The following is a 21,514-nucleotide window of genomic DNA, read 5'->3' as shown; positions in this document are numbered from 1 at the left end:
TGGGCGTAATTACACGCCCGTTTGCCCAGAAAGACTTTCCCGGGCACGTTCGATCGGCGAGGATTGTCTTATGAAGTTTGGAACGATCAGAGTTGATGGGCAGACGCGATCCGTGCTCGTTGAGGGCGATGAGGCGGTTGAGCTGGGTTTCGACGACGTCGGGGCGCTACTCGCAGCGAACCGGAGTGGTGGGCTCGAAGAGCTCAGCACCGATTTAGGTGCCGCGCGGCGATGGGTGCTTAGCGACGTGGAGTGGGAACGGCTCGTTCTTGTGCCACGTAAGGTTTTGTGCGTTGGCCTGAACTATCGCGCGCATATCGAGGAGATGGGCAGAGAATTCCCGGAGTATCCCACCCTGTTCATGAAATTTGCGGATGCGCTGACCGGCGCTCGCGATGATATCGTCTACCCGCCCGAGGTTGAGAAGTTGGACTGGGAGGCCGAGCTCGTCGTCGTTATTGGCAAGCACGTGAGGCGTGCAAGCCCGGCGGAGGCGGAAGAGGCGATCGCGGGCTTTACGGTGCTGAACGACGTGTCGGCTAGGGATTGGCAGCATCGCACGCTCCAGTGGTTGCAGGGTAAGAACTGGGATTCGGCCACGCCGGTTGGGCCTGTGATGGTCACGCCCGACGAGGTGGGTGGCGTGCGCCCGGCGCTGCGGATCATGACGACGGTGGACGGGCATGTCATGCAGGATTCGAATACTGCGGATCTGCTTTTCGATCCGGTGGATCTGGTGCAGTACGCCTCCACCTTTATTAGATTACGCCCGGGGGACATGATTGCAACCGGAACGCCGGGTGGCGTGGGAGCGGGTATGGAGCCGCCGCGGTTCTTGCAGCCCGGGCAGGTCGTGGAATGCGCGATTGAAGGTATCGGTTCGACGTTGAATAGAATTGTGTGATGAGCGAAAAGAAACCGTGGATCGTCGCTGGAATTGGTCTACTGGCAGTGGTCGCGATTGTGATTGGCCTGAGGGTTTTTAATTCTTCGGATTCGGAAGCGGATGAGGCGGCTTCGCCCGAAACTACGGCGGTAGAAGATATCGAGCATCCTGAGCCGGCCGCACGTGAATTGCCGCCCGAGTACGTGACCGATACGGCCGCGGCGCTTGAGTAATATTTGGCGGTGAAACCCGATGTGCACTACGTGTACGAGCAGGTGGATGGAGATAACTGGGTGATCCTCGTTAGTTCGGCTGAAGCGCTCGCCCCGGTTAGGGATTTCGGCTACTTGGTGCACCAAAGCTGAGTGGGGGCTGAGTCTCCAGTTTTCGGCGCTGCTTTCTTGTGGTCACCATTATCACGCTCACAAAAACACTGCTTTAGTTATCCACAGCTGTGGGTGAATTGAGTGGGATGTTTGGTTCGCCAGCTAGCTTCGGCTAGTGGAGGTGATAGCGATGGCCGAAGCGTGGCTCAATGCGCGCGTGCGCGAGCTTGTTCGCTCTTCTCGGATCGATCCGCAACGCGACCGGGCCGGGCTTGATGAACTCATCGATCAGGCCCTAGCTGAATACGAAGACCTAACCGTAGCCGGCGTGATGCCGAGTGTGGACGACGTCGGGACAACGCGGCGCAAGCTTCACGACGACGTCGGTGGCTTCGGTCCGCTTCAACCGTTTATTGATGATCCGGAGATTGAAGAAATCTGGATCAACGAACCGGGCCGAATTTTCTTTGCCAAAAATGGCGTCTCACAACTATCCAATCTGGTGCTTGAACCCGGGCAAATCAAAGATCTTGTGGAACGCATGCTGCGCGCCTCAGGGCGCCGGCTTGATCTCTCCCAACCCTTCGTCGATGCCGCTTTGCACTCGGGAGAGCGCCTCCACGTGGCTATCCCGGACATTACACGTGAACACTGGGCCGTCAACATCCGCAAATACATCGTTCGCTCTCGCCGCCTATCCGACCTCGCCGAACTCGGGCTACTTCCAGATAGCGCCACCCGGTTTCTCGACGCGGCCATTGACTGCGGGCTTAACGTCATCGTCTCCGGTGCCACCCAGGCAGGAAAAACCACCCTGCTACGCGCTCTCCTGGGTGCCGTTCCCGCTGGCCAACGAATCATCACCGCTGAAGAGGTGTTCGAACTTGGCCTCAAGCACCGTGACGTCGTCGCGCTCCAAACCCGTCCGGCAAATATTGAAGACCGCGGCGAAATCACACTCCGACGTCTCGTACGCGAATCCCTCCGCATGCGCCCCGACCGCATCGTTATTGGCGAAGTGCGGCAAGCAGAAGCCTTTGACATGCTCATTGCGCTCAACTCGGGTATCCCCGGAGCCTGCACAATCCACGCCAATTCCGCCCGAGATGCCGTCAACAAGCTATGCGTCCTTCCACTGCTAGCAGGCGAAAACGTGACCTCAGATTTCGTAATCCCCACAGTGGCTCAAACGATCGACCTCGTCGTCCACGTCCACCGCGATCGAGACGGCACCCGCAAAATACGCGAAATCATCGGATTGACCGGCCGTGCCGAAGGCGACGTCGTAGAGACTACGGAGATTTTCTTAGATCGGGGCTCAGGCCTTGAACGCGGCCCGGGATTCGTTCCCCACCCAGAACGGTTTGAAGAACGAGGCTACAACCTCAACGAACTTTTGGGGAGCGGATCATGGCTTTCGTTATAGGCCTACTGGCTGGGCTTGGAGCATTCCTGATCGTTTTAGCATGGCGCGATCCGAAAACGATCACACTACCCACGGGCTGGTTCCACAAACTCGTGCCGCCACTTGCCGCAGGCGGGGTTGGCTTTTTCTTGGCCGGAGCGATCTCTAACTCCGCTCCAATCGCGATCTCAATTGGCATACTATGTGCCGCCATTCCAGGAATCTGGCGCGATTCACGCGCCCGAAGGCGCAGGGAAGAGTTACGCGAGGTGTGGCCCGAAGTCATCGACGACATCGTCGCAAACGTGCGCGTCGGCCTGCCCATCGGGGAGTCGTTGGCACTGCTATCGGTACGCGGCCCGGAAGTGATGCGTCCCCCATTTACCCGATTCGCTGCGCACCTGCGTGCCGACGGGCGGCTAGATCCCGCCCTTGACGAACTTAAAGCCACCTTGGCAGACCCGATGACCGACCGCATCCTGGAAGCACTCCGCCTTTCTCACCACCTCGGTGGCCGCGACCTTGCCACCACGCTCGCCAGCCTTGCGAGCCTCGTACGCGAAGATAACCGAGCTCGAGGCGAACTCCTTGCGCGCCAGTCGTGGACCGTCAACGGCGCGAGGATAGCCGCCATCGCACCGTGGCTGATGCTTCTACTCTTTTCGACCCGGCCGGGAGCGATCGACGCTTTCTCGACCTCGACCGGCGTAGCGATTCTCGTCGTCGGATTCGTGCTCACCATCATCGCTTACTGGCTCATGCTCCACCTAGGCAGGCTTCCAGAAGATGAACGCATTTTTGCGGCAGGTGCCCATGCTTAGCGGCTTTCTCATCGGCACCGCCCTCAGCGCCGGCTTACTGCTCGTCCTCGTCGCGCTGGTCTACCGCCCGGCTCAACTGCGCACGAGAGTGGTTCCCTACATCGCAACGCGCACGAAGAAACCGGTTCGGCGCGGCCACGCCGCGGACATCGTAGCCCAGCTTTTTGAAACGGTGGGTTCAACGACGGCATCGGTCCAGCGGCGCACCGAGCTGCTCGGCGACCATTCGGTCAGCGATTTTCGAATCCGTCAATTGCAGTGGGGAGCGGTCGGATTCGCCATTGGTGCAGTGTTAGCGCTCTCCCTCGTCGTGCGGGGTATATCTGTGATTGTTGCTCTCCTCGCCGTCGTCGTTTCGACCCTCGTCGCCGTACTGGGAGCTGACTGGGACCTGACGAATCGCTGCGAAAAACGGAAAAAAGCCTATACGGCGCAGCTTCCCGACGTCGTGGAGATCCTTGCGCTCGCGGTGGCCTCCGGTGAATCCATCCGGGTGGCCATCGAACGGGTGACTCACATCGGCGACGGCGAAATGATTACGGAGTTGCGGCGCACCATGGCTGAAGTCCACGCGGGCACGCCACTGACCGACGCGCTTACAGATATGGCAAATCGGTGCGGAAACCGGAATGTTGCACGTTTTGCAGAAGCCGTGGTCACGGCCCTCGAGCAGGGCAGCGGCCTTGCCGGCTCCCTTCACGCCCAAGCACGCGACGCCCGTGACGCGGCGCGCCGTGACCTCCTCGAAGCCGGCGGTAAAGCGGAAATCGCAATGATGATTCCCGTTATTTTCATCATCTTGCCACTGACCGTTCTTTTCACCGTCTACCCAGCGTTACAAGCCCTCCGATTGCCCTAGTTTTCCCAGATCCCTAAGTTCACACAGAAAGAGAACACCATGAAAAATAGGAAATTCCGCGTCAGCCAGCCGATCCGGAACTTGCTGTGGCCGCAGGTTGATCGTGAAGAACAGGGTGATGTGCCCGGCTGGGTCATGATCACGCTCATGACGGCCGCGCTCGTCGTGCTCATCTGGGCAATCGCGGGCCCTGCTCTGACCAACCTGTTCAACAATGCGATCGAGCGCATCCTGTCTATCTAATGGTTGCCATCGAGCGTGAGGACGGTAGTGCGCCGGTCGGCTTCGTTGCCACCGTCAGTTTGCTACTCATGGTGGTGTACACGCTGATCGCAGCGGCGCTGGGGTGGTATGTGCATGCCATCGCCACGGATGCGGCTATGGAAGGTGCCCGCGCGGGAGCGATAGCCGGCTCCAAGGCTCTCGCGGCCGAGCGTACCCGCGACCTCATCACGACGACCTTGAACGCCGATTACGCATCCAATATTTCAGTGAACGACACCCGTACCGGCATCGAGGTGGTCGTTCGGTCGCCCATTCCCGGCGCGGGCTTCTTGGGAGCCGACGCCATTGAGGTGAGAGCTCATGCGCAGCGCGAATGAAGCAGCCGTGAGTGAGCGGGCCGTGAGTGAGCAGGCTGAGCCCGGAAACGCCGTCGTTGAATTCATTGGCGTGATGACGGTCATCATTATTCCGGCCCTGATCCTGCTGATCGGATTGTCAACGACGACGCGGGCTCAACTAGCGCTCGACGATGCTGCACGGCAGTCCGTCCGCGCGTATGTACGGGCGGACTCTGGTGTGCAAGCGCAGGCGCAAGCGCGAACAGCGGCTGACCTGGCCTGGGACACTCGAGGTTTCGTGGAGCCGCTAGCCTTCGGCGTCTCGTGTACAGCTTCGCCATGCTTAAGTCCGGGCGCAAGCGTCGAAGTGACCGTGTCGGCTGATGTCGGCGTGCCAATCATCGGATCGATCTCCATCAGTGCGAGTCAGTCGATGCTCGTCGATCAGTATCGGGTGGTGCGACCATGAAAACGCCGAACGAGCAGGCAGAGGATGGCAACCTGATCGTCATGGGCCTTGGCCTGTGGGTCGTTGTGATCGCGCTGATTTTTATTTTGACCTCGGCAATTCACGTGCATTCGGTACGCCGCGATCTGCTCAATCACGCCGATGCCATCGCTCTCGAGCTAGCACAGGAGGTGGCAAATGACGACTACTACGCGGCCAGTAGTCTCAGCCTACGGCCGGCGACGCCCGCGGGCGGCACGGTCGTCGTCGGCAACCATAACGCTACGTATGCCGCATACGTGAGCGGTGATACCGTCGTCGTGAACCTACGCGGAATAGCCTACCTGCCGTTCGTGCCCGAATTTCTTGCGGACTCGAGCGCAGTAAATCTCACGGTCACCTCCAGCGCCGAGCTGATGCGCATGCCGTAGAATGCCCACGTGAGCATTGAACACAGCCTAGAAATTGACGATATTCGCCACACCTACGATCAGGTGAAGGCGGTGTCCGACCTGCCAGCTCTCCGTGCAACCATCGCTGAGCTCACCGAAAAGTCCGCTGCCCCCGATCTGTGGGACGATCCAGATGCCGCACAGGCGGTGACCTCGCGGCTCTCGCATGCTCAGTCCGAGCTGGAGCGAATTGAAAAGATGGGCGCGCGGGTCGAGGATGTTGAAACCCTGTACGAAATGGCCAAAGAAGAAAGCGAAGCCGATCCCGACATGGGTAAGGAGCTACTTGGCGAAGTCGAACGTGAGATCGAAAAGATCAAAGCTGATTTAGCCGACCTCGAAATTAAAACCCTGCTGTCTGGCGAATATGATGAGCGCGACGCCGTGATCACCATCCGTTCTGGTGCGGGCGGGGTTGACGCGGCAGATTTTGCTGAAATGTTGCAACGCATGTATTTGCGTTGGGCCGAACGCCACGGCTACAAGACGAAGGTTATGGATACCTCCTACGCTGAGGAAGCCGGGATTAAATCGACCACTTTCGAAGTGTCCGCGCCCTACGCCTACGGCACGCTCTCTGTGGAAGCGGGGACGCACAGGTTGGTGCGAATTTCACCGTTTGACAATCAGGGCCGGCGCCAAACCTCATTCGCCGCAGTTGAGGTAATCCCGCTGATTGAAACCACGGATTCGATCGAGATTCCAGAAAATGAACTCAAAATCGATGTTTTCCGTTCGTCTGGCCCGGGTGGTCAGTCGGTCAACACAACGGATTCGGCCGTGCGAATGACCCACATCCCCACCGGGATTGTGGTGTCGATGCAGGACGAAAAGTCGCAGATTCAAAACCGCGCTGCCGCACTTCGCGTGCTGCAGTCCAAGCTCTTGCAACTGCGCCATGAAGAAGAGCAGGCGAAAAAGAAAGAGCTGGCCGGTGACGTGAAGGCTTCGTGGGGCGACCAGATGCGTTCCTACGTGCTCCACCCCTACCAGATGGTCAAAGACCTGCGCACCGGGCATGAAGTTGGAAACACCGACTCCGTCTTCGACGGCGATCTCGACGGTTTCATTGACGCTGGAATTCGCTGGCGGCAATCGGGGGGACTAGCGTGCCCCCGCGAGCGGCTAAGTAGCCTCGCTAAGGCCACTTAGCCGTGACCTTGGCCAGCTCTGATTGTTTTCGGAATTATCACTTTCTTCCGGTCACGCTCTAAGAAAAATGAATAAGTGAGGCGCGTCGCGTGACGGCGCGCCTGCCCAGTACCTTCTTGGTGACTGCGTAATGTAAAAGCAACCATGTCCATTACGTATTGGCACCAACAATGATCACATTCGATAACGTCACGAAAATTTATCAGCGCGGGGCTGCCCCCGCGCTGGATGACGTCAGCCTAAATATTGATCGGGGAGAATTCGTGTTCCTCGTGGGCGCCTCGGGCTCTGGTAAGTCCACGATGCTCGCACTTGTGCTGGCAGAGGAACGCCCAACCTCCGGTAAAGTCCACGTGCTCGGCAAAGACCTTTCCGGGGTTTCATCGCGCAGGGTCCCGTATTTGCGCAGGCAGATAGGAACGGTATTCCAGGACTTCCGCTTGCTTTCCGATAAGAACGTTTTCGATAACGTTGCACTTGCGATGCAGGTGATTGGTAAACCGCGCCACGCGATCCACAAGGAAGTGCCCCAAGTGTTGGAACTCGTTGGCCTTAACGGCAAAGAAAAGCGCCGGATGCACGAACTGTCGGGCGGTGAAAAGCAACGCGTGGCGATTGCCCGCGCGATGGTTAACCGGCCCGAACTCTTGTTGGCTGATGAGCCTACGGGCAACCTGGACCACAAAACGGCACTCGGAATTATGCGTTTGCTTGACCGGATTAACCGGCAGGGCACCACAGTCGTCATGGCCACCCACGATCAAGCAATCGTGAATCAGTTGCGTAAGCGAGTGATTGAGCTCGTCGATGGAGACGTCGTTCGAGATCAAGACCGCGGCGTGTATGGAGGGAGCCAGGCATGAGATTACGTTTTATTTTCTCGCAGGTCTGGAAAGGTCTCCGCTCCAACTTTGCGCTATCGGCCTCAGTTACACTCGTGACTTTCGTGTCGCTACTTTTCGTCGGCGCGGCTATTTTATTGCAGACGCAGATCGACTCCGCAAAGAACGACTGGTATGACCGGGTCGAAGTTTCTGCCTTCCTATGTGCACCGGATCAAAACACGGCACAGTGCGCTGGGGGCGAAGTCACGCCGGAACAAATCGACGAGTTAAACGCCTTTTTGCATTCGGCGGAGATGGCAAAGTACGTCGAGGAAGTCCACTTCGAAACCAAAGAAGAAGCCTACGAAGCGCTTCGGGAATACTTGGCAGACTCGGCGTGGCTCGACACGGTCGATCCCGAACAAATGCAGGCTTCGTATCGAGTTAAACTGGTCGATCCCTCTGAATACGACGTCGTTCGGGAAAGTCTCAAAGGGCGTCCCGGGGTCGACGCCGTTATTGATCAACGAGAGCAGCTCGAACCGCTGTTCAATATGCTAAACCGGTTCACGCTAATTTCTGGCGGTCTAGCCGTCATCATGATTGTGACGGCACTCTTGCTTATTCCAGCAACGATCCGCCTTTCGGCCATGTTCAGAAGAAACGAAACCGAAATTATGCGTTTCGTTGGCGCATCCAATGGATTTATCCAAGCCCCCTTCATCCTCGAAGGCGTGCTCGCGGCGCTTGTCGGTGCGGTCCTTGCGATCGCGTCGTTGTGGGCGGCCGTTGAATACTTCATCCAAGATTGGTTTGCCGGCTCCTGGCTACGTATCATCACGAGCCAAGACGTGCTGATGATGGCCCCCTGGCTGTTACTGGGCGCGATTCTCATTGCAGCCTTGGCCTCCTATCTCGCACTGCGCAGATACACGAAGGTGTAGGCCATGCGAAAAATCTTCACCTTCATTTCTGTGTTCGCGATCGCCGTTTCCGGTGCGGCGATCGTCCTACCTGCCGCGGCTGACGAGCGCTCAGATCTGGTAGATCAACAAGAAGAGCAGGAACGCGAAATTGAGCGCCTGCAATCCGAGCTTGAAGGTATCGACGTCGATCTCCAAGACGCCTACCTTCAGCTCGAGGAAACACGCGGCAAAATCCCCGGCGCTGAGGCAGATGTTATTCAGGCGGATAACGAGCTGGCTGCCGCGATCCGTGAAGCTGAAGCCAATGCCGCGCTCTTGGAAGCCGCGCAAGGCGAATTAGAAAGAATTCAAAACGAAATCGCTCAACACGAGGCGAACGCTGAGCAAACCCGGAAGTCGCTAGGAGAGTACGCTCGAGTGACCTATCGCGGAGACACCATGCCCTCCGAGCTTGAAGTTCTTATCGGTGCGAGCTCGGCCGAAGATTTCGCGAACGCGTATCGGGCACACACCGCGGTCTCAAGGTCGCAGGCCAGTTCGTTGACCGAATACGAGCAACAGGCAGCGCAATCCAAGAACCGTGAATCACGCCAGAGCGCGGTGGAAGAAGAAATCGAAAAGCTAAAGCGAGCCTCGGATGAGCTCGTCGTCGTTCAAAAAGAAAAGAAACAGCTGGCTGATCAAAAGCGCGACGAGCTACTCGAACTCGAAGACCAGTTCGCCGAGCAGTCTGAAGGCCTCGAGGCAAGAAAAGACGACTACATAAATTCGATCGATAACCTCGAAGTTGCTCGTGACAAAACGGCACAACGGATCGTCGAAATAGACGAAGAGAACCGCCGCAAAGAAGCCGAACGTATCGCAGCCGAAAAAGCTGCGGCCGAAAAAGCTGCCAGAGACCAAGCGGCCCGGAATCATCAGCCCGCTCCGGCGCCAGCTGCCCCACAGCAAACCTCCTCAAGTTGGATTCAGCCGCCCGTGCCAGCTCCCGTTTACGTCACGTCACCCTTTGGCATGCGCCAGTATCCGTTTGGTGGCATGTGGATGCACAACGGCGTCGACTTGCGCTCGCGATGCGGTGAGGCACAAACAGCCGCTGCCGACGGCGTCGTTTCGGCCGTCGTTCCAGCAGCAGGTAATGGAACCCACGGCAACCAGGTGTTCATCAATCACGGAATTGTAGGCGGCAGTTCATACGTGACCGTGACGAACCATTTGCAGGCATTCAACGTAACCACCGGTCAGTCGGTGAAGCAGGGCCAAGTGATCGGATGGACCGGCGAAACCGGGCTCGTCACCGCGTGCCACGTTCACTTTGAAGTGTGGAAAGATGGCACGGTAATCGACCCAATGACGTTCAGCTCTTTCGTGCGCCGGTGGAGCTAGTACGCCGGTGGAGACAAAGGAAGTTCATGGCTAAAGCGTGGAAAAAGGATGCTGGCAAGTTGACGCCTGCCCAAAAGGCGAAGCAGGCTGCCGACGCGAAAAAGGTCGTGGCCCGAAATAAGAAAGCGCGCCACGATTACTTTATCGACGACACGTTTGAAGCCGGCCTCGTGCTCGCTGGCACCGAAGTTAAAGCATTGCGCGCCGGGCGTGCGTCACTGGCCGAAGCGTGGGTTGAAATCGATCGCCACGGCGAGGGCTGGCTGGTCGGGGCTAATATTCCTGTCTACTCCGCTGGCGGGTGGACTAATCATGCGCCCACCCAGAAGCGCAAGTTGCTCTTGCACAAGCACGAGCTTGAAGAGCTGGCGCAAAGATCGCGGGAAAAGGGTTACACGATCGTTCCCTTAGAGCTTTATTTTATTCGTGGCCGTGCAAAGGTTGAGATTGGCATCGCTCGCGGTAAACAGGAGTGGGACAAGCGCGAGACGCTTAAGCGTAAGCAGGATATGCGTGAAGCGGAGCGCGCCATGTCGGAAGCCCGCCGCCGCCAGCGTTAGGCTTTCGCCTGTTAGATAAGCGCCCTTTCCGAAAACACAATGACGTGATTGGATGGTTATATGACTAGTGCTTGGCTTATTGACATGGACGGTGTGCTCGTACACGAGGGGCTCGCCCTTGACGGGGCGAAGGAGTTCCTTGAACGGCTTGAAGAAAAAGACATCCCGCACCTGATTTTGACCAACAATTCGATTTTTACGACGCGCGACCTGTCGGCACGGCTGGCATCATCGGGCTTGGACGTGCCCGCCGAACGGATTTGGACGTCGGCGCTGGCAACAGCCCGCTTCCTTTCGGGGCAGACGGACAACAAGCGAGTCTACGTGTTGGGAGAGGCCGGGATGACGACCGCCCTGTATGAAGAGGGTTTCATCATGACCTCCGACCGCCCAGAATTTGTGGTGCTCGGTGAGACTCGTACCTACTCTTTTGAGGCAATCACGAAAGCAATCCGTCTCATTCAGGGCGGTGCGCGCTTCATTGCGACCAACCCGGATGCTACAGGCCCGTCGGCAGAAGGCGATATTCCTGCCACCGGCGCCGTGGCGGCCATGATCGAAAAGGCAACCGGCCGCAGCCCATTCTTTGTTGGCAAGCCGAATCCGGTGATGTTGCGCAATGGGCTCAACAAAATCGGCGCGCACTCCGAACACACCTCCATCGTGGGTGATCGAATGGATACCGACATTCAGGCGGGTGTTGAAACCGGCCTGACCACGCACCTAGTGCTCACGGGATCCACTGAGGAAAGCGAAATCGAGAACTTCCCGTTCCGCCCCGACTACGTTCACCCTTCAATCGCAGAGGTTATCGAGTTCGTGTAATGCGCCGTGACTTGCTGCGCGATAGGGTCGAGCGTCACGTCGCCCCCGTACGGCAGGATCACCTGCGGGCGCGTGTGCCCAAACGGAACGTTGAGCACCACGAGTAGATCGTTGCGGTAGAGCGCAATATTCGAAAGCAAATACTCGAGGTAGGCATCACGGCGGGCTTCCAAAATACTTTGTGGGGCGGGAGCGTCGCGGTCTTGGACAACCGGCCGGGCGAACATGAGGCCTGCGGCTGCCTCCAGATAACCGCGTTCACCCATCGCCCGAATCCAACGGCCGACGAATTCGGCTGGCGGTAAGATTTCCGATGTTTCGAAGATGAGTATCGCACCCTCGAGATCCGCCGCGGAGGGCAGGCGGTCAGCAAAAGCAAGCTCGTCGAGAACTTCGAGGCACCCGCCCCAAGTTCTGCACCGTACAGTGCGCTCGCTACCGAGGAATTCAACCGGGAGCGCCGGTTCGCGCTCGACGTCGTGGGTCAGCGAGCGCGGGTCGGACCAGTCGAGGCCGAAGTCTTCACTGTCGGCGGTAGCCGGGATGACGACGTCGCCCCCACCAAAAAGCCCCGCACGCAAGGTGAGCAAGTGTTCGGGATCGACGCGTGTACCCTGCCCGAAATGAACCATGGTGGAGCCTCCGTAATAAGAGCCCACACCGATTCCATATAGCCAATTGTGGATGTTCGTGTTGTCGGAATACCCGAAGAATGGCTTGGGATCGGCCCGGGCCAGCTCGGGATCGAGGTGGGGGACGACGCGAATTTGGTCGCTCCCGCCGATCGTCGCGAAGATCGCGCGGATTTCGGGATCGGCGAAAGCCGTATTGACATCGGCGGCGCGAGCCTCCGGGGTCGCTCCCATCAGCCGCGTTGTCGGAAACTCAACGATCTCCACGCCAAGCAAACGCTCTACGCGCTCCAGAGCCTGCTCGTGAATCTGCGGGAAATACGCGGGTGCCGCCCACGAGGGGGAGAGAACGGCAACTTTATCGCCCCTTCTCGCGGGTGATGGCATTTGAAAGTCACGGCTCATGGTAAAAATGTACCAGCACAAACGCCACGCAAAGGAGCCATGATGGCTGAAGAAACAAAGCAAGTGAATGCCAACTGGGATCATTCACAATCAGGGCGGAAGAATTCTTCCAGAAGGCACTCGCCTCTAACCGTGATCTTTGCCGTTATAGCCATTGTGTCGCTTATGGTTACCGCGTGGGCCTTATCTGCGCGCGGCCAGGAATCTGAACCTGAGATCACTTCGACCACGATTTTGAACTCATTTTCAGATGTTTCTGATCTTGTCACTCAAGAGTATGGTTTTTCAGGGGTGGGGCATTTTGAAGACTCCGGTCGGAAATTCTTCAGGTGGGACGTGCCCTTCACGGGTAAATCTTTCCTCATTACGTATTCCGGCGTCGTCACCGCAGGAATCGACTTCAGTGAAGTGAACGTTAAACTCGACAACGAAAGCGAGCGGATCACCGTCTTGCTCACTGAGCCGCGAGTACTTTCCGCTGTGATCGACCCGGACTCTGTGGTGCAATACGATCAATCGCACAATCCTGTTAACCAGATTGCGGTAGACGATGTAACGGGCATGCTCAGTGAATTAACAGATGGGCACCGTCAAGAAGCCATCAACGGTGGACTACTCACGCGCGCTGAGAAACAGGCCGAACTTCTTTTGTACAACCAAGTCGAATTAACGATTCGGGGTACAGAGGCGGAAAGCTATGAGATTGTTTTCCAATGGCGGCGCACCGAATAGTTGGCCCCCCTTGGAGCGCGCTATTCGATAGTGCCCTCGACAGTTTGCGCATACTCTTCGGCCGAGCTTAGCGGGCCTTCCTCTGTGACGTCGACGGCGTACAACCAGCCTTCGCCGTAGGGATCGTCGTTGATGAGCTCCGGGTTGTCCACGAGCGCTTCGTTGACTTCGACAACCTTGCCACTTGCCGGTGCTCTGAGCTCAGCAACTGACTTCGTTGATTCCAGTTCACCGCATTCCACGCCTGCCGTGATTTCGTCACCGACTTCGGGAAGCTCTGCGTAGACGATTTCGCCAAGCTGATTTTGCGCGTAATCTGTGACACCGACTCTGGCCGGGCTATCGGAGCTCAACCAGTCGTGTTCGGCGGTGTAACGGAGGTTTGCTTTTACGATGGTCATGGGAGTCCTCTTTTCGACGGTGATTTGTCAATTTTAGTTCTTTGGGTGCGAGTAGAAAGGAAGTTCCACAACCGTGTATGTCAGTGCCTTTCCGCGCACGTCCACCGCGACCTGAGTTCCCGGTTCGGCGTGCGATGCCGCCACGTAGCCCATCGCAATGGGATGGCCGAGAGTCGGGGAGGGGATGCCGGAGGTAATCGTGCCGATCGTTTCGCCGTCGTCGACGACGTCCGCCCCGCTGCGGCCAGCGCGCCGCTGCTCGGACACGAGACCGACGAGGACGCGGCCGGGCGTCTGGTCCTTGAGCGGCTCCAGAGCCCTACGCCCAACGAAATCGTCAGCTTTCTTTAAGCTGACAACCCTCTCGAGCCCGGCTTCGATGGGCGTGACTTCGGTGGATAGCTCGTTGGCGTATAGGGGCATACCCGCTTCGAGACGTAGCGAATCGCGGGAGGCGAGCCCGCAGGGGAGCATTCCGAGCGGCGTGCCTGCCGCCATGAGTTTGTGCCACAGCGGACTTGCGTGCCCTGCGGGAACGATGATTTCGTAGCCGAGTTCGCCGGTGTAGCCTGTGCGTGCCAAGATCGCGGGAGCGCCGTCGATCTCGAGTTCGGTGGCCGTGTAACTTTTCAGCTCGGCGGCGTGCTCGGCGAGGGGCAGATCGGGGAGCGCCTGAAGAACCTCGAGGGAGCGCGGGCCTTGGAGCGCTAGGAGGCCGTATTCGGTAGTTTCGTCGGTAATCTCAACGTCAAGGCCGGCCATGCGTTCAACGAGCGCGTCAAACACGACGCCCACATTGCCCGCATTGGGAATCGCGAGAAAACGATCCGGGGCGAAACGATAGACGATGAGGTCGTCGAGAATTGTGCCCTGCTCTGTGAGGGCAAGCGTGTACCGCGCGCGGCCGATCGTCATCGGCTCGAAATTACCGGCGAGCGCCCGATTCAGCCCGGTTGCGGCGTCGGGCCCGGTGATCCAGACCTTGCCCATGTGGGAAACGTCGAACAGGCCCGCCGCCTCGCGCACCGCCCGGTGTTCGTCGAGCTCTTTCGTGTATTTCAGCGGCATGTTCCAGCCGTTGAAATCGGTAAAGGTTGCTCCGGCTGCTTCGTGCTCGGTCTGAAATGGTGAGTGTTTCACATTTTGCCTTTCCGCGGGGGTTAGTTCTCAAAAGCTTCAATGGGCGGGCAGGAACAGAAAATATTCCTGTCACCCGCTGCGTTGTCGATCCGGCCGACCGGCGGGAAATACTTGTCCACCCGCAAACTCGCCACGGGGAACGCTGCCTGTTCAACGGTGTAGGGGCGATCCCACGTGGTATCGACGACGGCGGCCGCGGTGTGCGGGGAACGGCGAAGAACGGAGGACTCGAGTTCGACCCGTCCCTCTTCGATCTCCGCAATCTCCTCGCGGATCGTCACCATCGCTTCGATAAACCTCTCGATTTCGGCTAGATCCTCCGATTCGGTGGGCTCGACCATCAACGTTCCCGGAACGGGGAAAGCCATTGTAGGCGCGTGGAAGCCAAAGTCGATGAGACGTTTGGCCACGTCCTCGGCGGTGACGCCCGTCTTTTCCGTGACCGGCCGAAGATCGACGATACATTCGTGTGCGACCAGACCGTTGTTGCCCGCAAAGAGGATCGGATAATGCTCTCCAAGCCTCTTGGCGATGTAATTTGCGGAAAGAACCGCGTTCTTCGTTGCGTTCGTGAGCCCATCTGCCCCCATCATCGCGATGTAGGCCCACGTGATCGGTAAGACGCCGGCCGAACCGTAGAGAGTTGCAGCAACGGGCGTGCCGGCCGCGCCGTCGTCGTCATGGCGCGCCTCGGTGGGCAGGAACGGGACCAAATGCTCGGCCACGCAGACCGGTCCGACACCGGGGCCACCGCCACCGTGCGGGATCGCGAAGGTTTTATGGAGGTTCAGGTGCGAGACATCGCCACCGAATTTGCCGGGCTGGGCGATGCCAACCAGCGCGTTCAAATTCGCGCCGTCCACATAAACTTGGCCGCCGGCGTCGTGAACCTTGCCGCACACGTCGGCGATCTTAGCCTCGTAGATGCCGGCCGTGGACGGATAGGTGACCATGATCGCGGCCACCTGTTCGCCGTGTTCGGCAAGGAGGTCGTCGAGGTGGTCAACGTCAATTGAGCCGTCGGGTGCCGAATTGATGACCTTAATGTCGAGGCCTGCGAGTTTGGCGGAGGCCGCGTTGGTGCCGTGTGCCGATGCGGGGATCAGACAGATCTTGCGCTCATGCTCGCCTTGGGCCTCCAGATAGTGCCGGATTGCGAGCAGGCCGGCGTACTCGCCCTGTGAGCCCGCATTCGGCTGCACGCTCACGGCCGCATAGCCGGTGATTTCGGCAAGCCAACCTTCGAGCTGTGCGATAAGTTCGAGCCAGCCTGCCGCCTGATCTTCGGGCACAAACGGATGAATATTGGCGAATTCGGGCCAGGTGATGGGCTCCATTTCGGCCGCCGCGTTGAGTTTCATCGTGCACGAGCCGAGCGGGATCATGGTGCGGTCAAGTGTGAGGTCGCGATTAGCAAGCCGCGTGGTGTAGCGCATCATTTGCGATTCTGAGCGGATCGAATTGAAGATCTCGTGGGTCATGAAGGGCGAGGTGCGGAGCAGGTCGGCTGGGAGTGCGTTTGCCTCGGCGGTATCTAACTTGGCGTCGAAAAGCTTGGCGATCGCTTCGACATCGGAGGCTTCCGTTGTTTCGTCGAAGGAGAGGCCGACCTGCGTGTCAGAGAACCTGCGCAAGTTGTATCCGGCTTCGAGGGCAGCGGACATCGTGGCATCGGCGTCGTCGACGCTGATAATGAGCGTGTCAAAGAATTCATCGCGAGCCAGCTCGAAGCCCGCGCTGCTGAGTGCCTGGGCTAGGCGAGCCGTGTGACTGTGAACGCGCTGTGCGATAGCCGTCAGCCCTTCAGGCCCGTGGTAGACGCCGTAGAAGCCAACTAGTACGGCCAGTAACGCCTGCGCTGTACAAATATTGGATGTGGCCTTTTCGCGGCGAATGTGCTGCTCACGCGTCTGGAGGGTTAGGCGGTAAGCCGGGCGGCCGGCGTCGTCGGTAGAAACGCCAACGATGCGGCCGGGAAGGCTGCGGACGAGTTTTTGGCTGGTGGCCATGTAGGCCGCGTGCGGGCCGCCGAAGGAGAGCGGCACACCGAAGCGCTGCGTATTGCCGACCGCGATGTCCGCGCCTTGCTCGCCCGGGGGAGTGATGAGGGCGAGCGCGAGGAGGTCGGCGATGACGGTGACCATCGCGCCCGCCTCTTTTGCTTCGGCAATGATGCTGGCGTGGTGGCCGATTCCGCCGTCGTTGCCGGGCTGTTGAAGGACGACTCCGGTGATCTTGCCCTCGGGCAGGCCAGCGCGAAGATCTGCGACTTCTGTTTCGATACCGAGCGCTTTTGTGCGGCCGAGGATCACGGCGATGTTCTGCGGGAAAATATTGGAATCGAGCACGATTTTGCCGTCTTTGTTCTTGCGGTTGGCTCGGTTCATGAGAAGCACAGCTTCGGCGGCTGCGGAGGCTTCGTCGAGCATGGAGGCGTTTGCAAGGTCGAAGCCGGTGAGGTCCGCGACCATCGTTTGGTAATTCAACAGCGCTTCGAGTCGGCCCTGAGAAATCTCTGGCTGATAGGGCGTGTAGGCGGTGTACCAACCGGGATTCTCGAAAACGTTCCGGCGAATGACGGCCGGCATATGGGTGTTGTAAAAGCCTTGGCCGATAAGCTGCTTCTTGACGGTGTTCTTGCGGGCGAGCCTGCGAAGTTCGGCTAGGGCGTTCGGCTCGGACAGGGGAGCGGGTAGGTTGAGAGGCGCGCCTTGGCGAATATTGTGCGGGACTGCCGTATCCATGAGCTCATCCAAAGATGAAAAGCCGAGGGTGTTGAGCATACGTTGGGCGTGGTTTTCGCGAGGCCCGATATGGCGGTGTGCGAACGTTTCGGTGAGGTGTTCTTCCATGGTTGTCTCCTGAACTGCCCTTGCTCGATGAGTTACTTTGCTCTTTGGCGATAGGTGCCGATCACGAGATCAACTATAGTGCGCGTTAGGTTTGCCCCGGCTGTCCTTCTCACGAATCTAAGTGCCTCAGTGGATCCATCCGTTGATGCAAAATACGAATCACCTCTATCGCACCATTTGAGCATTTGTAGAAAATGACGTGTCTGCCGGATGGGATGCTCCGGTAAGCACGATTGATGTCAGGGCGTCGGCGTCCGAATTCATTCCTTTCGGAAACCAGCTCTAAAGTACGTTGGATCTGTCGCAGGTAAACTTCTGCTTGATTAGGCCCCCAATTGCGTTCGGTGTAATCCCAGATCGCGGATAAATCACGTTGGGCAGCTGGGGTGAGTCGGAACTGACTCACCCTCGCTTCCTAGCAATAAAGCCCTCAAAGTCGAAGGTTTCGGCCGGTCCACTGTTTTCTCCGTCTTCTAGCGCCTGACGTAGTGCCGAATATTCGAGCTCCCGATCTTCGAGAAGACGAAGCCCCGCACGTATTACCTCACTGGCATTCTGATAGCGGCCGCTATCAATTTGATTGCCGATAAACGAAGAGAAATGCTCATCGAGATTAACTGAAGTATTTTTTGCCATACCAAATATTACCAAAATCTATGGCGTGGCGTCCGGTTGGTGTTGTCCATCTGGCTATAAATTGTTTTGGAAAGCTCCGGCGTGGCTGGTGTGCCAGATTTTCGTAGGTCGCGGCAGTTAACCTGACATTTGGAGGACGATTCCAGCCCGATCTTGTTATATACGAAGATCGTGCGCCAAACGTCCCTCAAATTTCATAGCCGATTTACAATGGTCGGATAATTGGAAATCTGACCTTATTAAAGACAACGTCCCAGTTGTAGGATGGCCTTAATTGAAAGGAGGGATCCCATGAGTCAAACGTTTACCAGTGGTGAAATAGATAGAGATCTAACGGCCGCGATAAGAGCTACGGAAAAAGGTCCGGTGACTATTACAGATAATGGGCTTCCCTCCCATGTCCTTTTAACCATTGAGGACTTCGAGCATCTCAAAGGCCAGAAGGAGCTGATGGGGGATCGCCTTTGGAAGGATCAAGATTATGCAATTGAGCTGCCGATACCTGAACGTCAAATTCGACAGGTCAGGGATATCGGCTTGTGAGATACTTATTGGACACAAACGTCCTGAGTGATGCGCGAAAGAAAGACGCAACTGCTCTCCGAGCTTGGATTTCAAATCAGCCGAGACTTGATCTGGCCATCAGTGTCATTACGATTTTAGAACTAGAACGCGGAATTCTGAGCGTCGAAAGACGCGATCCAGTAGCCGGACGTCATTTGCGTTTATGGCTTGATGACCAGGTAATGCCTGCTTTCGAAGAAGCTATTGTTCCTGTTGATAAAGATGTTGCACGGCAAGCGGCGCGTCTTCATATCCCGGATCCAATGCCTGAAATGGACGCCTTGATCGCAGCTACTGCTATGACCCATAACCTCACCCTAGTAACGCGTAACGTCAAAGATTTTCGAAGAACGAACCTGCCGATCTTAGACCCCAACGTGCCATATTAGAGGCAGAACTGGTATCGGCGCTTGGCTGGACATTTGGGAGACGATTCCAGCCCGATCTTGTTATATACGAAGATCGTGCGCCAAACGTCCCTCACATGTTGCGACAGAGCGCCAGAATGGGAATAGACGCGGCGCGATTGCCGTTGTAGTATGTATAGACGCCTTCGGGCGGTGTTGGTTTACAACTTTATACGGGGATGATCGGTTTCGACGGCGGTGACTGCCGAAGGGAAGCGGGTAGAGGATGCAGAGTCATCTCTTTAACGACTCTCTGCAAACTATAACTGCCAACAAGCAGAAGTCTGACTTCGCCCTCGCTGCTTAAGCGCGAGCGCCTTTAAAAGTCCGTCAGCCTCACGTTGCTTTCGCGTGAGATGTCTGGCGTCATCTAGGAAGCCACTGGATCGCAGCAATGTTGCCGGGCTGTGATCGACATAAGGTGACTATGTTCGTCAGCAACTTGTCTGTGTGAGTGCTGGAGCTGAAAATAACGTTTAACAGACTGCACCCGGAGAAGTCTTGGGTTTTGCATCGTCGGACGGGAGTTCAATTCTCCCCATCTCCACTGCAAGGGGCGCTCACTTTGATGCGAAGTGGGCGCCCTTTTTGCTGCCCATGCCTCGCTTTTACTACCCATGCCTTGCTCCCGCGATACTTGCTTCGTTCTCGCCAGAGATTTATTAGCAAATAATGCGTCGCCGCAATTATGTATGTGTCGCGGGAGGAAGGAAGGAAGGAAGGGAGGAGGGGTGTTGGCATGGCGTTCGATCTTCTTTGATGCGGGAACGTACACGCATAACTAGACTACGTTCTCCCGCCCTGGCCGTTACGAGATCACCTACCGTGCCACGGCGCGTTCGAACGACGGCGAGCTGATCGCCTTGGATCCGCAAACCTTGGTATGGCAGGTGGGCGGGCAGCGTCCGAGCGCTGAGGGTATCGGTGGTGTGAAGGTTGCTTTTGATGCGGCGAAGGCTGAGGATGCGGCGTCGTTTACGCCGTCGTTCAGCGTGGCTCCGTTCACGGGTGGTGAACGCGACGGCGATGCAAACCTTTCCACGCTGAAGTTCGCCACGGGTAAATTGGCCGATCAGGGCACAGCGGTGTTCTACATCGATGGCTACTATTTGACCGAAGTGCCGGTGGATTACCGTTCGGCTGTGGAAGTGACGGCGCCGAATACGGCGGAGGTATCCGAGGCAGCACAGTTTGTTGCTTCCGAACAGCCAACGACACCGGAGCAGCCTGGTACACCCGAGCAGGCCGCTGTGCCAACCCAGCCCGCAAAGCCGGAGGAGCCGGGTAGCCCGGGCGCGAAGGAGACCCCGGATGCCCCTGAGATTCTTGATGAGGCTGTGGTGATTGATCGTGGGCGCGTGCATATTAGCCCGGTGCAAAGCGGCGACGACGTCGTGATGGTGATCGGTGACGATTCCTGCCAACACACTCAAAAGTCCGTGTTGCGCAAGCCGGAAGCCGTGACGTTTAAGGTTGGGGAGTCCGCGAAGAAGATTCGCGGGCTGATAAGTGCTGAGGAGGCGCGCGAGGCGGGATTGGGCCAGCCTGTGTTTACTCAGGATTCCTATGACTTCCTTGGCGAGCAGGGTGCCGTGTTCTGGGTGGTGCCGCTGGCGCAGGTCGAAGGGTTGGTGTGGTCGGAATTCTCGACCGAACGTATGCCTACCGAGGCGTTCCCGAACGGAGTGAATTTGCGTGTCAGCCCGGTTTCGGCGCCTGAAGGCGGAAAGTGGTGGGCGTTCGTTTCTGACTTTCCCAACAATGTGACGCTGTTTGGATCGTCTGAGGGGTCGCAGGAGATTGAAAACACCAGCCCTGCCACATTCACAATAATTGGGTGTTCACGAAGCCAGGTACGTACGTGATCGATGTAGAGGGGTTCGGCAAGAATGCGATGGCGAGTTTAAGAGCCAGAAGGTGAACATCACCTTCGTGGTTGAGGGCGAATCCGACGAGCCGGCCGTGAATGACGATCCGGTCGGTAAGCCTTACGGCGACCCGGCTGATCAGGCGAGTGAAAAGCCTGCAGATTAGGGCTCGGATAGCCCGGGCGAAAGGCCTTCGGATAAGCCGGGTGAGTAGCCAACTGAGGGATCTAGCGGTGTGAAACCGGCGGCCCGAAAGAAGCTGCCGCTAACCGGAGGTAGCGTGCTGACTTTAGTGGCAGCGGGCCGGCGGGCTGAGCATGGTAGGTGCTGGTCTGCTGCTCGTTCGTAGGCGGCAGAACTAATGCCTAACCGACGAGGTTAATCTAGCCTCAGGGTGCCCTACCCTTGTGGGAGCTCTCGGGTGATCCGAGAGCTCCCACCTTG

At 57.7% G+C, this 21,514-nt stretch carries 26 protein-coding genes, 1 other RNA gene and 2 pseudogenes; 23 read left to right on the top strand and 6 right to left on the bottom strand.

From position 1 onward, the window contains the following. Window positions 1-70: 70 nt before the first annotated feature. From J2S70_RS01775 to J2S70_RS01705, 15 genes are all read left to right on the top strand, one after another. Window positions 71-904: a fumarylacetoacetate hydrolase family protein gene (locus J2S70_RS01775; RefSeq protein ID WP_307682032.1), complete on the top strand. Its 834-nt coding sequence runs from the start codon at window positions 71-73 to the stop codon at window positions 902-904. Further along, on the top strand, window positions 904-1,119 hold the full coding sequence (locus J2S70_RS01770) for a hypothetical protein (protein WP_307682031.1): 216 nt from the start codon (window positions 904-906) through the stop codon (window positions 1,117-1,119). Before J2S70_RS01775 ends, J2S70_RS01770 begins: the two co-directional genes overlap by 1 nt. 283 nt (window positions 1,120-1,402) lie before the next feature. Continuing rightward, a complete protein-coding gene (locus tag J2S70_RS01765; RefSeq protein ID WP_307682030.1) occupies window positions 1,403-2,638 on the top strand; it encodes a CpaF family protein in 1,236 nt (411 codons plus the stop codon). Continuing rightward, window positions 2,623-3,438 (top strand): type II secretion system F family protein, encoded by an 816-nt coding sequence (locus tag J2S70_RS01760; RefSeq protein ID WP_307682029.1) that lies wholly within the window; start codon window positions 2,623-2,625, stop codon window positions 3,436-3,438. The genes J2S70_RS01765 and J2S70_RS01760 overlap by 16 nt, the downstream gene beginning before the upstream one ends. Next, entirely contained in the window at window positions 3,404-4,297 is an 894-nt protein-coding gene (locus tag J2S70_RS01755) for a type II secretion system F family protein (protein ID WP_307682028.1), read from the top strand. The genes J2S70_RS01760 and J2S70_RS01755 overlap by 35 nt, the downstream gene beginning before the upstream one ends. 39 nt (window positions 4,298-4,336) lie before the next feature. Further along, the gene (locus J2S70_RS01750; RefSeq protein ID WP_307682027.1) at window positions 4,337-4,540 is read left to right on the top strand and encodes a hypothetical protein; all 204 of its coding nucleotides are present in this window, start codon (window positions 4,337-4,339) and stop codon (window positions 4,538-4,540) included. Then, on the top strand, window positions 4,540-4,899 hold the full coding sequence (locus J2S70_RS01745) for a hypothetical protein (protein ID WP_307682026.1): 360 nt from the start codon (window positions 4,540-4,542) through the stop codon (window positions 4,897-4,899). Before J2S70_RS01750 ends, J2S70_RS01745 begins: the two co-directional genes overlap by 1 nt. Then, a complete protein-coding gene (locus J2S70_RS01740) occupies window positions 4,883-5,329 on the top strand; it encodes a hypothetical protein (protein ID WP_307682025.1) in 447 nt (148 codons plus the stop codon). The genes J2S70_RS01745 and J2S70_RS01740 overlap by 17 nt, the downstream gene beginning before the upstream one ends. After that, window positions 5,326-5,739: a hypothetical protein gene (locus tag J2S70_RS01735; protein ID WP_307682024.1), complete on the top strand. Its 414-nt coding sequence runs from the start codon at window positions 5,326-5,328 to the stop codon at window positions 5,737-5,739. Before J2S70_RS01740 ends, J2S70_RS01735 begins: the two co-directional genes overlap by 4 nt. 9 nt (window positions 5,740-5,748) lie before the next feature. Continuing rightward, a complete protein-coding gene (gene prfB / locus J2S70_RS01730) occupies window positions 5,749-6,912 on the top strand; it encodes a peptide chain release factor 2 (protein ID WP_307682023.1) in 1,164 nt (387 codons plus the stop codon). Between the two features lie 170 nt (window positions 6,913-7,082). Continuing rightward, window positions 7,083-7,775 carry a cell division ATP-binding protein FtsE gene (ftsE, locus tag J2S70_RS01725; protein WP_307682022.1) on the top strand — a complete coding sequence of 231 codons (693 nt, stop codon included), beginning with the start codon at window positions 7,083-7,085 and terminating at the stop codon, window positions 7,773-7,775. After that, window positions 7,772-8,680 carry a permease-like cell division protein FtsX gene (ftsX, locus tag J2S70_RS01720; RefSeq protein ID WP_307682021.1) on the top strand — a complete coding sequence of 303 codons (909 nt, stop codon included), beginning with the start codon at window positions 7,772-7,774 and terminating at the stop codon, window positions 8,678-8,680. The genes ftsE and ftsX overlap by 4 nt, the downstream gene beginning before the upstream one ends. A gap of 3 nt (window positions 8,681-8,683) precedes the next feature. Continuing rightward, window positions 8,684-10,048, top strand: coding sequence for a M23 family metallopeptidase (locus tag J2S70_RS01715; protein ID WP_307682020.1), 1,365 nt, complete (start codon window positions 8,684-8,686; stop codon window positions 10,046-10,048). Window positions 10,049-10,074: 26 nt separating this feature from the next. Then, window positions 10,075-10,608 (top strand): SsrA-binding protein SmpB, encoded by a 534-nt coding sequence (gene smpB / locus J2S70_RS01710; RefSeq protein WP_307682019.1) that lies wholly within the window; start codon window positions 10,075-10,077, stop codon window positions 10,606-10,608. Window positions 10,609-10,668: 60 nt separating this feature from the next. Next, window positions 10,669-11,433, top strand: a complete 765-nt coding sequence (locus J2S70_RS01705; RefSeq protein ID WP_307682018.1) for an HAD-IIA family hydrolase — start codon at window positions 10,669-10,671, stop codon at window positions 11,431-11,433. On the opposite strand, the gene J2S70_RS01700 is transcribed toward J2S70_RS01705, so the two are convergent. Next, a complete protein-coding gene (locus tag J2S70_RS01700) occupies window positions 11,397-12,470 on the bottom strand; it encodes a S66 family peptidase (RefSeq protein WP_307682017.1) in 1,074 nt (357 codons plus the stop codon). The two genes, J2S70_RS01705 and J2S70_RS01700, sit on opposite strands and share 37 nt — an antisense overlap. Window positions 12,471-12,512: 42 nt before the next feature. Between J2S70_RS01700 and J2S70_RS01695 the strand changes: the two genes are divergently transcribed. Then, the gene (locus J2S70_RS01695; protein ID WP_307682016.1) at window positions 12,513-13,202 is read left to right on the top strand and encodes a DUF4230 domain-containing protein; all 690 of its coding nucleotides are present in this window, start codon (window positions 12,513-12,515) and stop codon (window positions 13,200-13,202) included. A gap of 20 nt (window positions 13,203-13,222) precedes the next feature. Here J2S70_RS01695 and gcvH read toward each other — a convergent pair whose 3' ends face one another. From gcvH to J2S70_RS01670, 5 genes are all read right to left on the bottom strand, one after another. After that, entirely contained in the window at window positions 13,223-13,603 is a 381-nt protein-coding gene (gene gcvH / locus J2S70_RS01690) for a glycine cleavage system protein GcvH (RefSeq protein WP_307682015.1), read from the bottom strand. 33 nt (window positions 13,604-13,636) lie between these two features. After that, entirely contained in the window at window positions 13,637-14,743 is a 1,107-nt protein-coding gene (gcvT, locus tag J2S70_RS01685) for a glycine cleavage system aminomethyltransferase GcvT (RefSeq protein WP_307682014.1), read from the bottom strand. A 20-nt stretch (window positions 14,744-14,763) separates the two neighbouring features. Further along, window positions 14,764-17,595 (bottom strand): aminomethyl-transferring glycine dehydrogenase, encoded by a 2,832-nt coding sequence (gene gcvP, locus J2S70_RS01680; RefSeq protein ID WP_307682013.1) that lies wholly within the window; start codon window positions 17,593-17,595, stop codon window positions 14,764-14,766. 109 nt (window positions 17,596-17,704) lie between these two features. Continuing rightward, window positions 17,705-18,001 carry a type II toxin-antitoxin system RelE/ParE family toxin gene (locus J2S70_RS01675; protein WP_307682012.1) on the bottom strand — a complete coding sequence of 99 codons (297 nt, stop codon included), beginning with the start codon at window positions 17,999-18,001 and terminating at the stop codon, window positions 17,705-17,707. Then, complete coding sequence (locus tag J2S70_RS01670) at window positions 17,998-18,231, bottom strand: type II toxin-antitoxin system ParD family antitoxin (RefSeq protein WP_307682011.1); 234 nt, start codon at window positions 18,229-18,231, stop codon at window positions 17,998-18,000. The genes J2S70_RS01675 and J2S70_RS01670 overlap by 4 nt, the downstream gene beginning before the upstream one ends. Before the next feature lie 291 nt (window positions 18,232-18,522). Here J2S70_RS01670 and J2S70_RS01665 point away from each other — a divergent pair, with 291 nt between their 5' ends. The 7 genes and pseudogenes from J2S70_RS01665 to J2S70_RS08810 all read left to right on the top strand — a co-directional run. After that, a complete protein-coding gene (locus tag J2S70_RS01665; protein ID WP_307682010.1) occupies window positions 18,523-18,774 on the top strand; it encodes a type II toxin-antitoxin system prevent-host-death family antitoxin in 252 nt (83 codons plus the stop codon). Window positions 18,775-18,782: 8 nt separating this feature from the next. Then, window positions 18,783-19,184, top strand: a complete 402-nt coding sequence (locus tag J2S70_RS01660) for a type II toxin-antitoxin system VapC family toxin (RefSeq protein WP_307682009.1) — start codon at window positions 18,783-18,785, stop codon at window positions 19,182-19,184. Between the two features lie 193 nt (window positions 19,185-19,377). Beyond that, window positions 19,378-19,752: a transfer-messenger RNA gene (ssrA, locus tag J2S70_RS01655) on the top strand. Window positions 19,753-20,002: 250 nt separating this feature from the next. Then, a pseudogene (locus J2S70_RS01650) lies at window positions 20,003-20,083 on the top strand (hypothetical protein); the annotation flags it as partial. 9 nt (window positions 20,084-20,092) lie between these two features. Continuing rightward, entirely contained in the window at window positions 20,093-21,067 is a 975-nt protein-coding gene (locus J2S70_RS01645) for a choice-of-anchor M domain-containing protein (protein WP_307683352.1), read from the top strand. Next, window positions 21,040-21,123, top strand: coding sequence for a hypothetical protein (locus J2S70_RS08815; RefSeq protein ID WP_407702643.1), 84 nt, complete (start codon window positions 21,040-21,042; stop codon window positions 21,121-21,123). Before J2S70_RS01645 ends, J2S70_RS08815 begins: the two co-directional genes overlap by 28 nt. Window positions 21,124-21,372: 249 nt before the next feature. After that, a pseudogene (locus tag J2S70_RS08810) lies at window positions 21,373-21,432 on the top strand (LPXTG cell wall anchor domain-containing protein); the annotation flags it as partial. Window positions 21,433-21,514 lie beyond the last annotated feature (82 nt).

The organism is Trueperella bonasi, from assembly GCF_030811535.1.
GTDB lineage: Bacteria > Actinomycetota > Actinomycetes > Actinomycetales > Actinomycetaceae > Trueperella > Trueperella bonasi.
This window is presented reverse-complemented; position numbering and strand designations above follow the sequence as displayed.

Coding starts and splice junctions, on each gene's coding strand:
- smpB (WP_307682019.1), top strand. CDS start 10,075: ATGGCTAAAGCGTGGAAAAAGGATGCTGGCAAGTTGACGCCTGCCCAA.
- gcvP (WP_307682013.1), bottom strand. CDS start 17,595: ATGGAAGAACACCTCACCGAAACGTTCGCACACCGCCATATCGGGCCT.
- J2S70_RS01760 (WP_307682029.1), top strand. CDS start 2,623: ATGGCTTTCGTTATAGGCCTACTGGCTGGGCTTGGAGCATTCCTGATC.
- J2S70_RS01745 (WP_307682026.1), top strand. CDS start 4,540: ATGGTTGCCATCGAGCGTGAGGACGGTAGTGCGCCGGTCGGCTTCGTT.
- J2S70_RS01740 (WP_307682025.1), top strand. CDS start 4,883: ATGCGCAGCGCGAATGAAGCAGCCGTGAGTGAGCGGGCCGTGAGTGAG.
- J2S70_RS01715 (WP_307682020.1), top strand. CDS start 8,684: ATGCGAAAAATCTTCACCTTCATTTCTGTGTTCGCGATCGCCGTTTCC.
- J2S70_RS01755 (WP_307682028.1), top strand. CDS start 3,404: ATGAACGCATTTTTGCGGCAGGTGCCCATGCTTAGCGGCTTTCTCATC.
- J2S70_RS01750 (WP_307682027.1), top strand. CDS start 4,337: ATGAAAAATAGGAAATTCCGCGTCAGCCAGCCGATCCGGAACTTGCTG.
- J2S70_RS01770 (WP_307682031.1), top strand. CDS start 904: ATGAGCGAAAAGAAACCGTGGATCGTCGCTGGAATTGGTCTACTGGCA.
- J2S70_RS01705 (WP_307682018.1), top strand. CDS start 10,669: ATGACTAGTGCTTGGCTTATTGACATGGACGGTGTGCTCGTACACGAG.
- J2S70_RS01670 (WP_307682011.1), bottom strand. CDS start 18,231: ATGGCAAAAAATACTTCAGTTAATCTCGATGAGCATTTCTCTTCGTTT.
- ftsX (WP_307682021.1), top strand. CDS start 7,772: ATGAGATTACGTTTTATTTTCTCGCAGGTCTGGAAAGGTCTCCGCTCC.
- J2S70_RS01700 (WP_307682017.1), bottom strand. CDS start 12,470: ATGAGCCGTGACTTTCAAATGCCATCACCCGCGAGAAGGGGCGATAAA.
- gcvH (WP_307682015.1), bottom strand. CDS start 13,603: ATGACCATCGTAAAAGCAAACCTCCGTTACACCGCCGAACACGACTGG.
- J2S70_RS01695 (WP_307682016.1), top strand. CDS start 12,513: ATGGCTGAAGAAACAAAGCAAGTGAATGCCAACTGGGATCATTCACAA.
- J2S70_RS01765 (WP_307682030.1), top strand. CDS start 1,403: ATGGCCGAAGCGTGGCTCAATGCGCGCGTGCGCGAGCTTGTTCGCTCT.
- J2S70_RS01775 (WP_307682032.1), top strand. CDS start 71: ATGAAGTTTGGAACGATCAGAGTTGATGGGCAGACGCGATCCGTGCTC.
- ftsE (WP_307682022.1), top strand. CDS start 7,083: ATGATCACATTCGATAACGTCACGAAAATTTATCAGCGCGGGGCTGCC.
- J2S70_RS01665 (WP_307682010.1), top strand. CDS start 18,523: ATGAGTCAAACGTTTACCAGTGGTGAAATAGATAGAGATCTAACGGCC.
- J2S70_RS01735 (WP_307682024.1), top strand. CDS start 5,326: ATGAAAACGCCGAACGAGCAGGCAGAGGATGGCAACCTGATCGTCATG.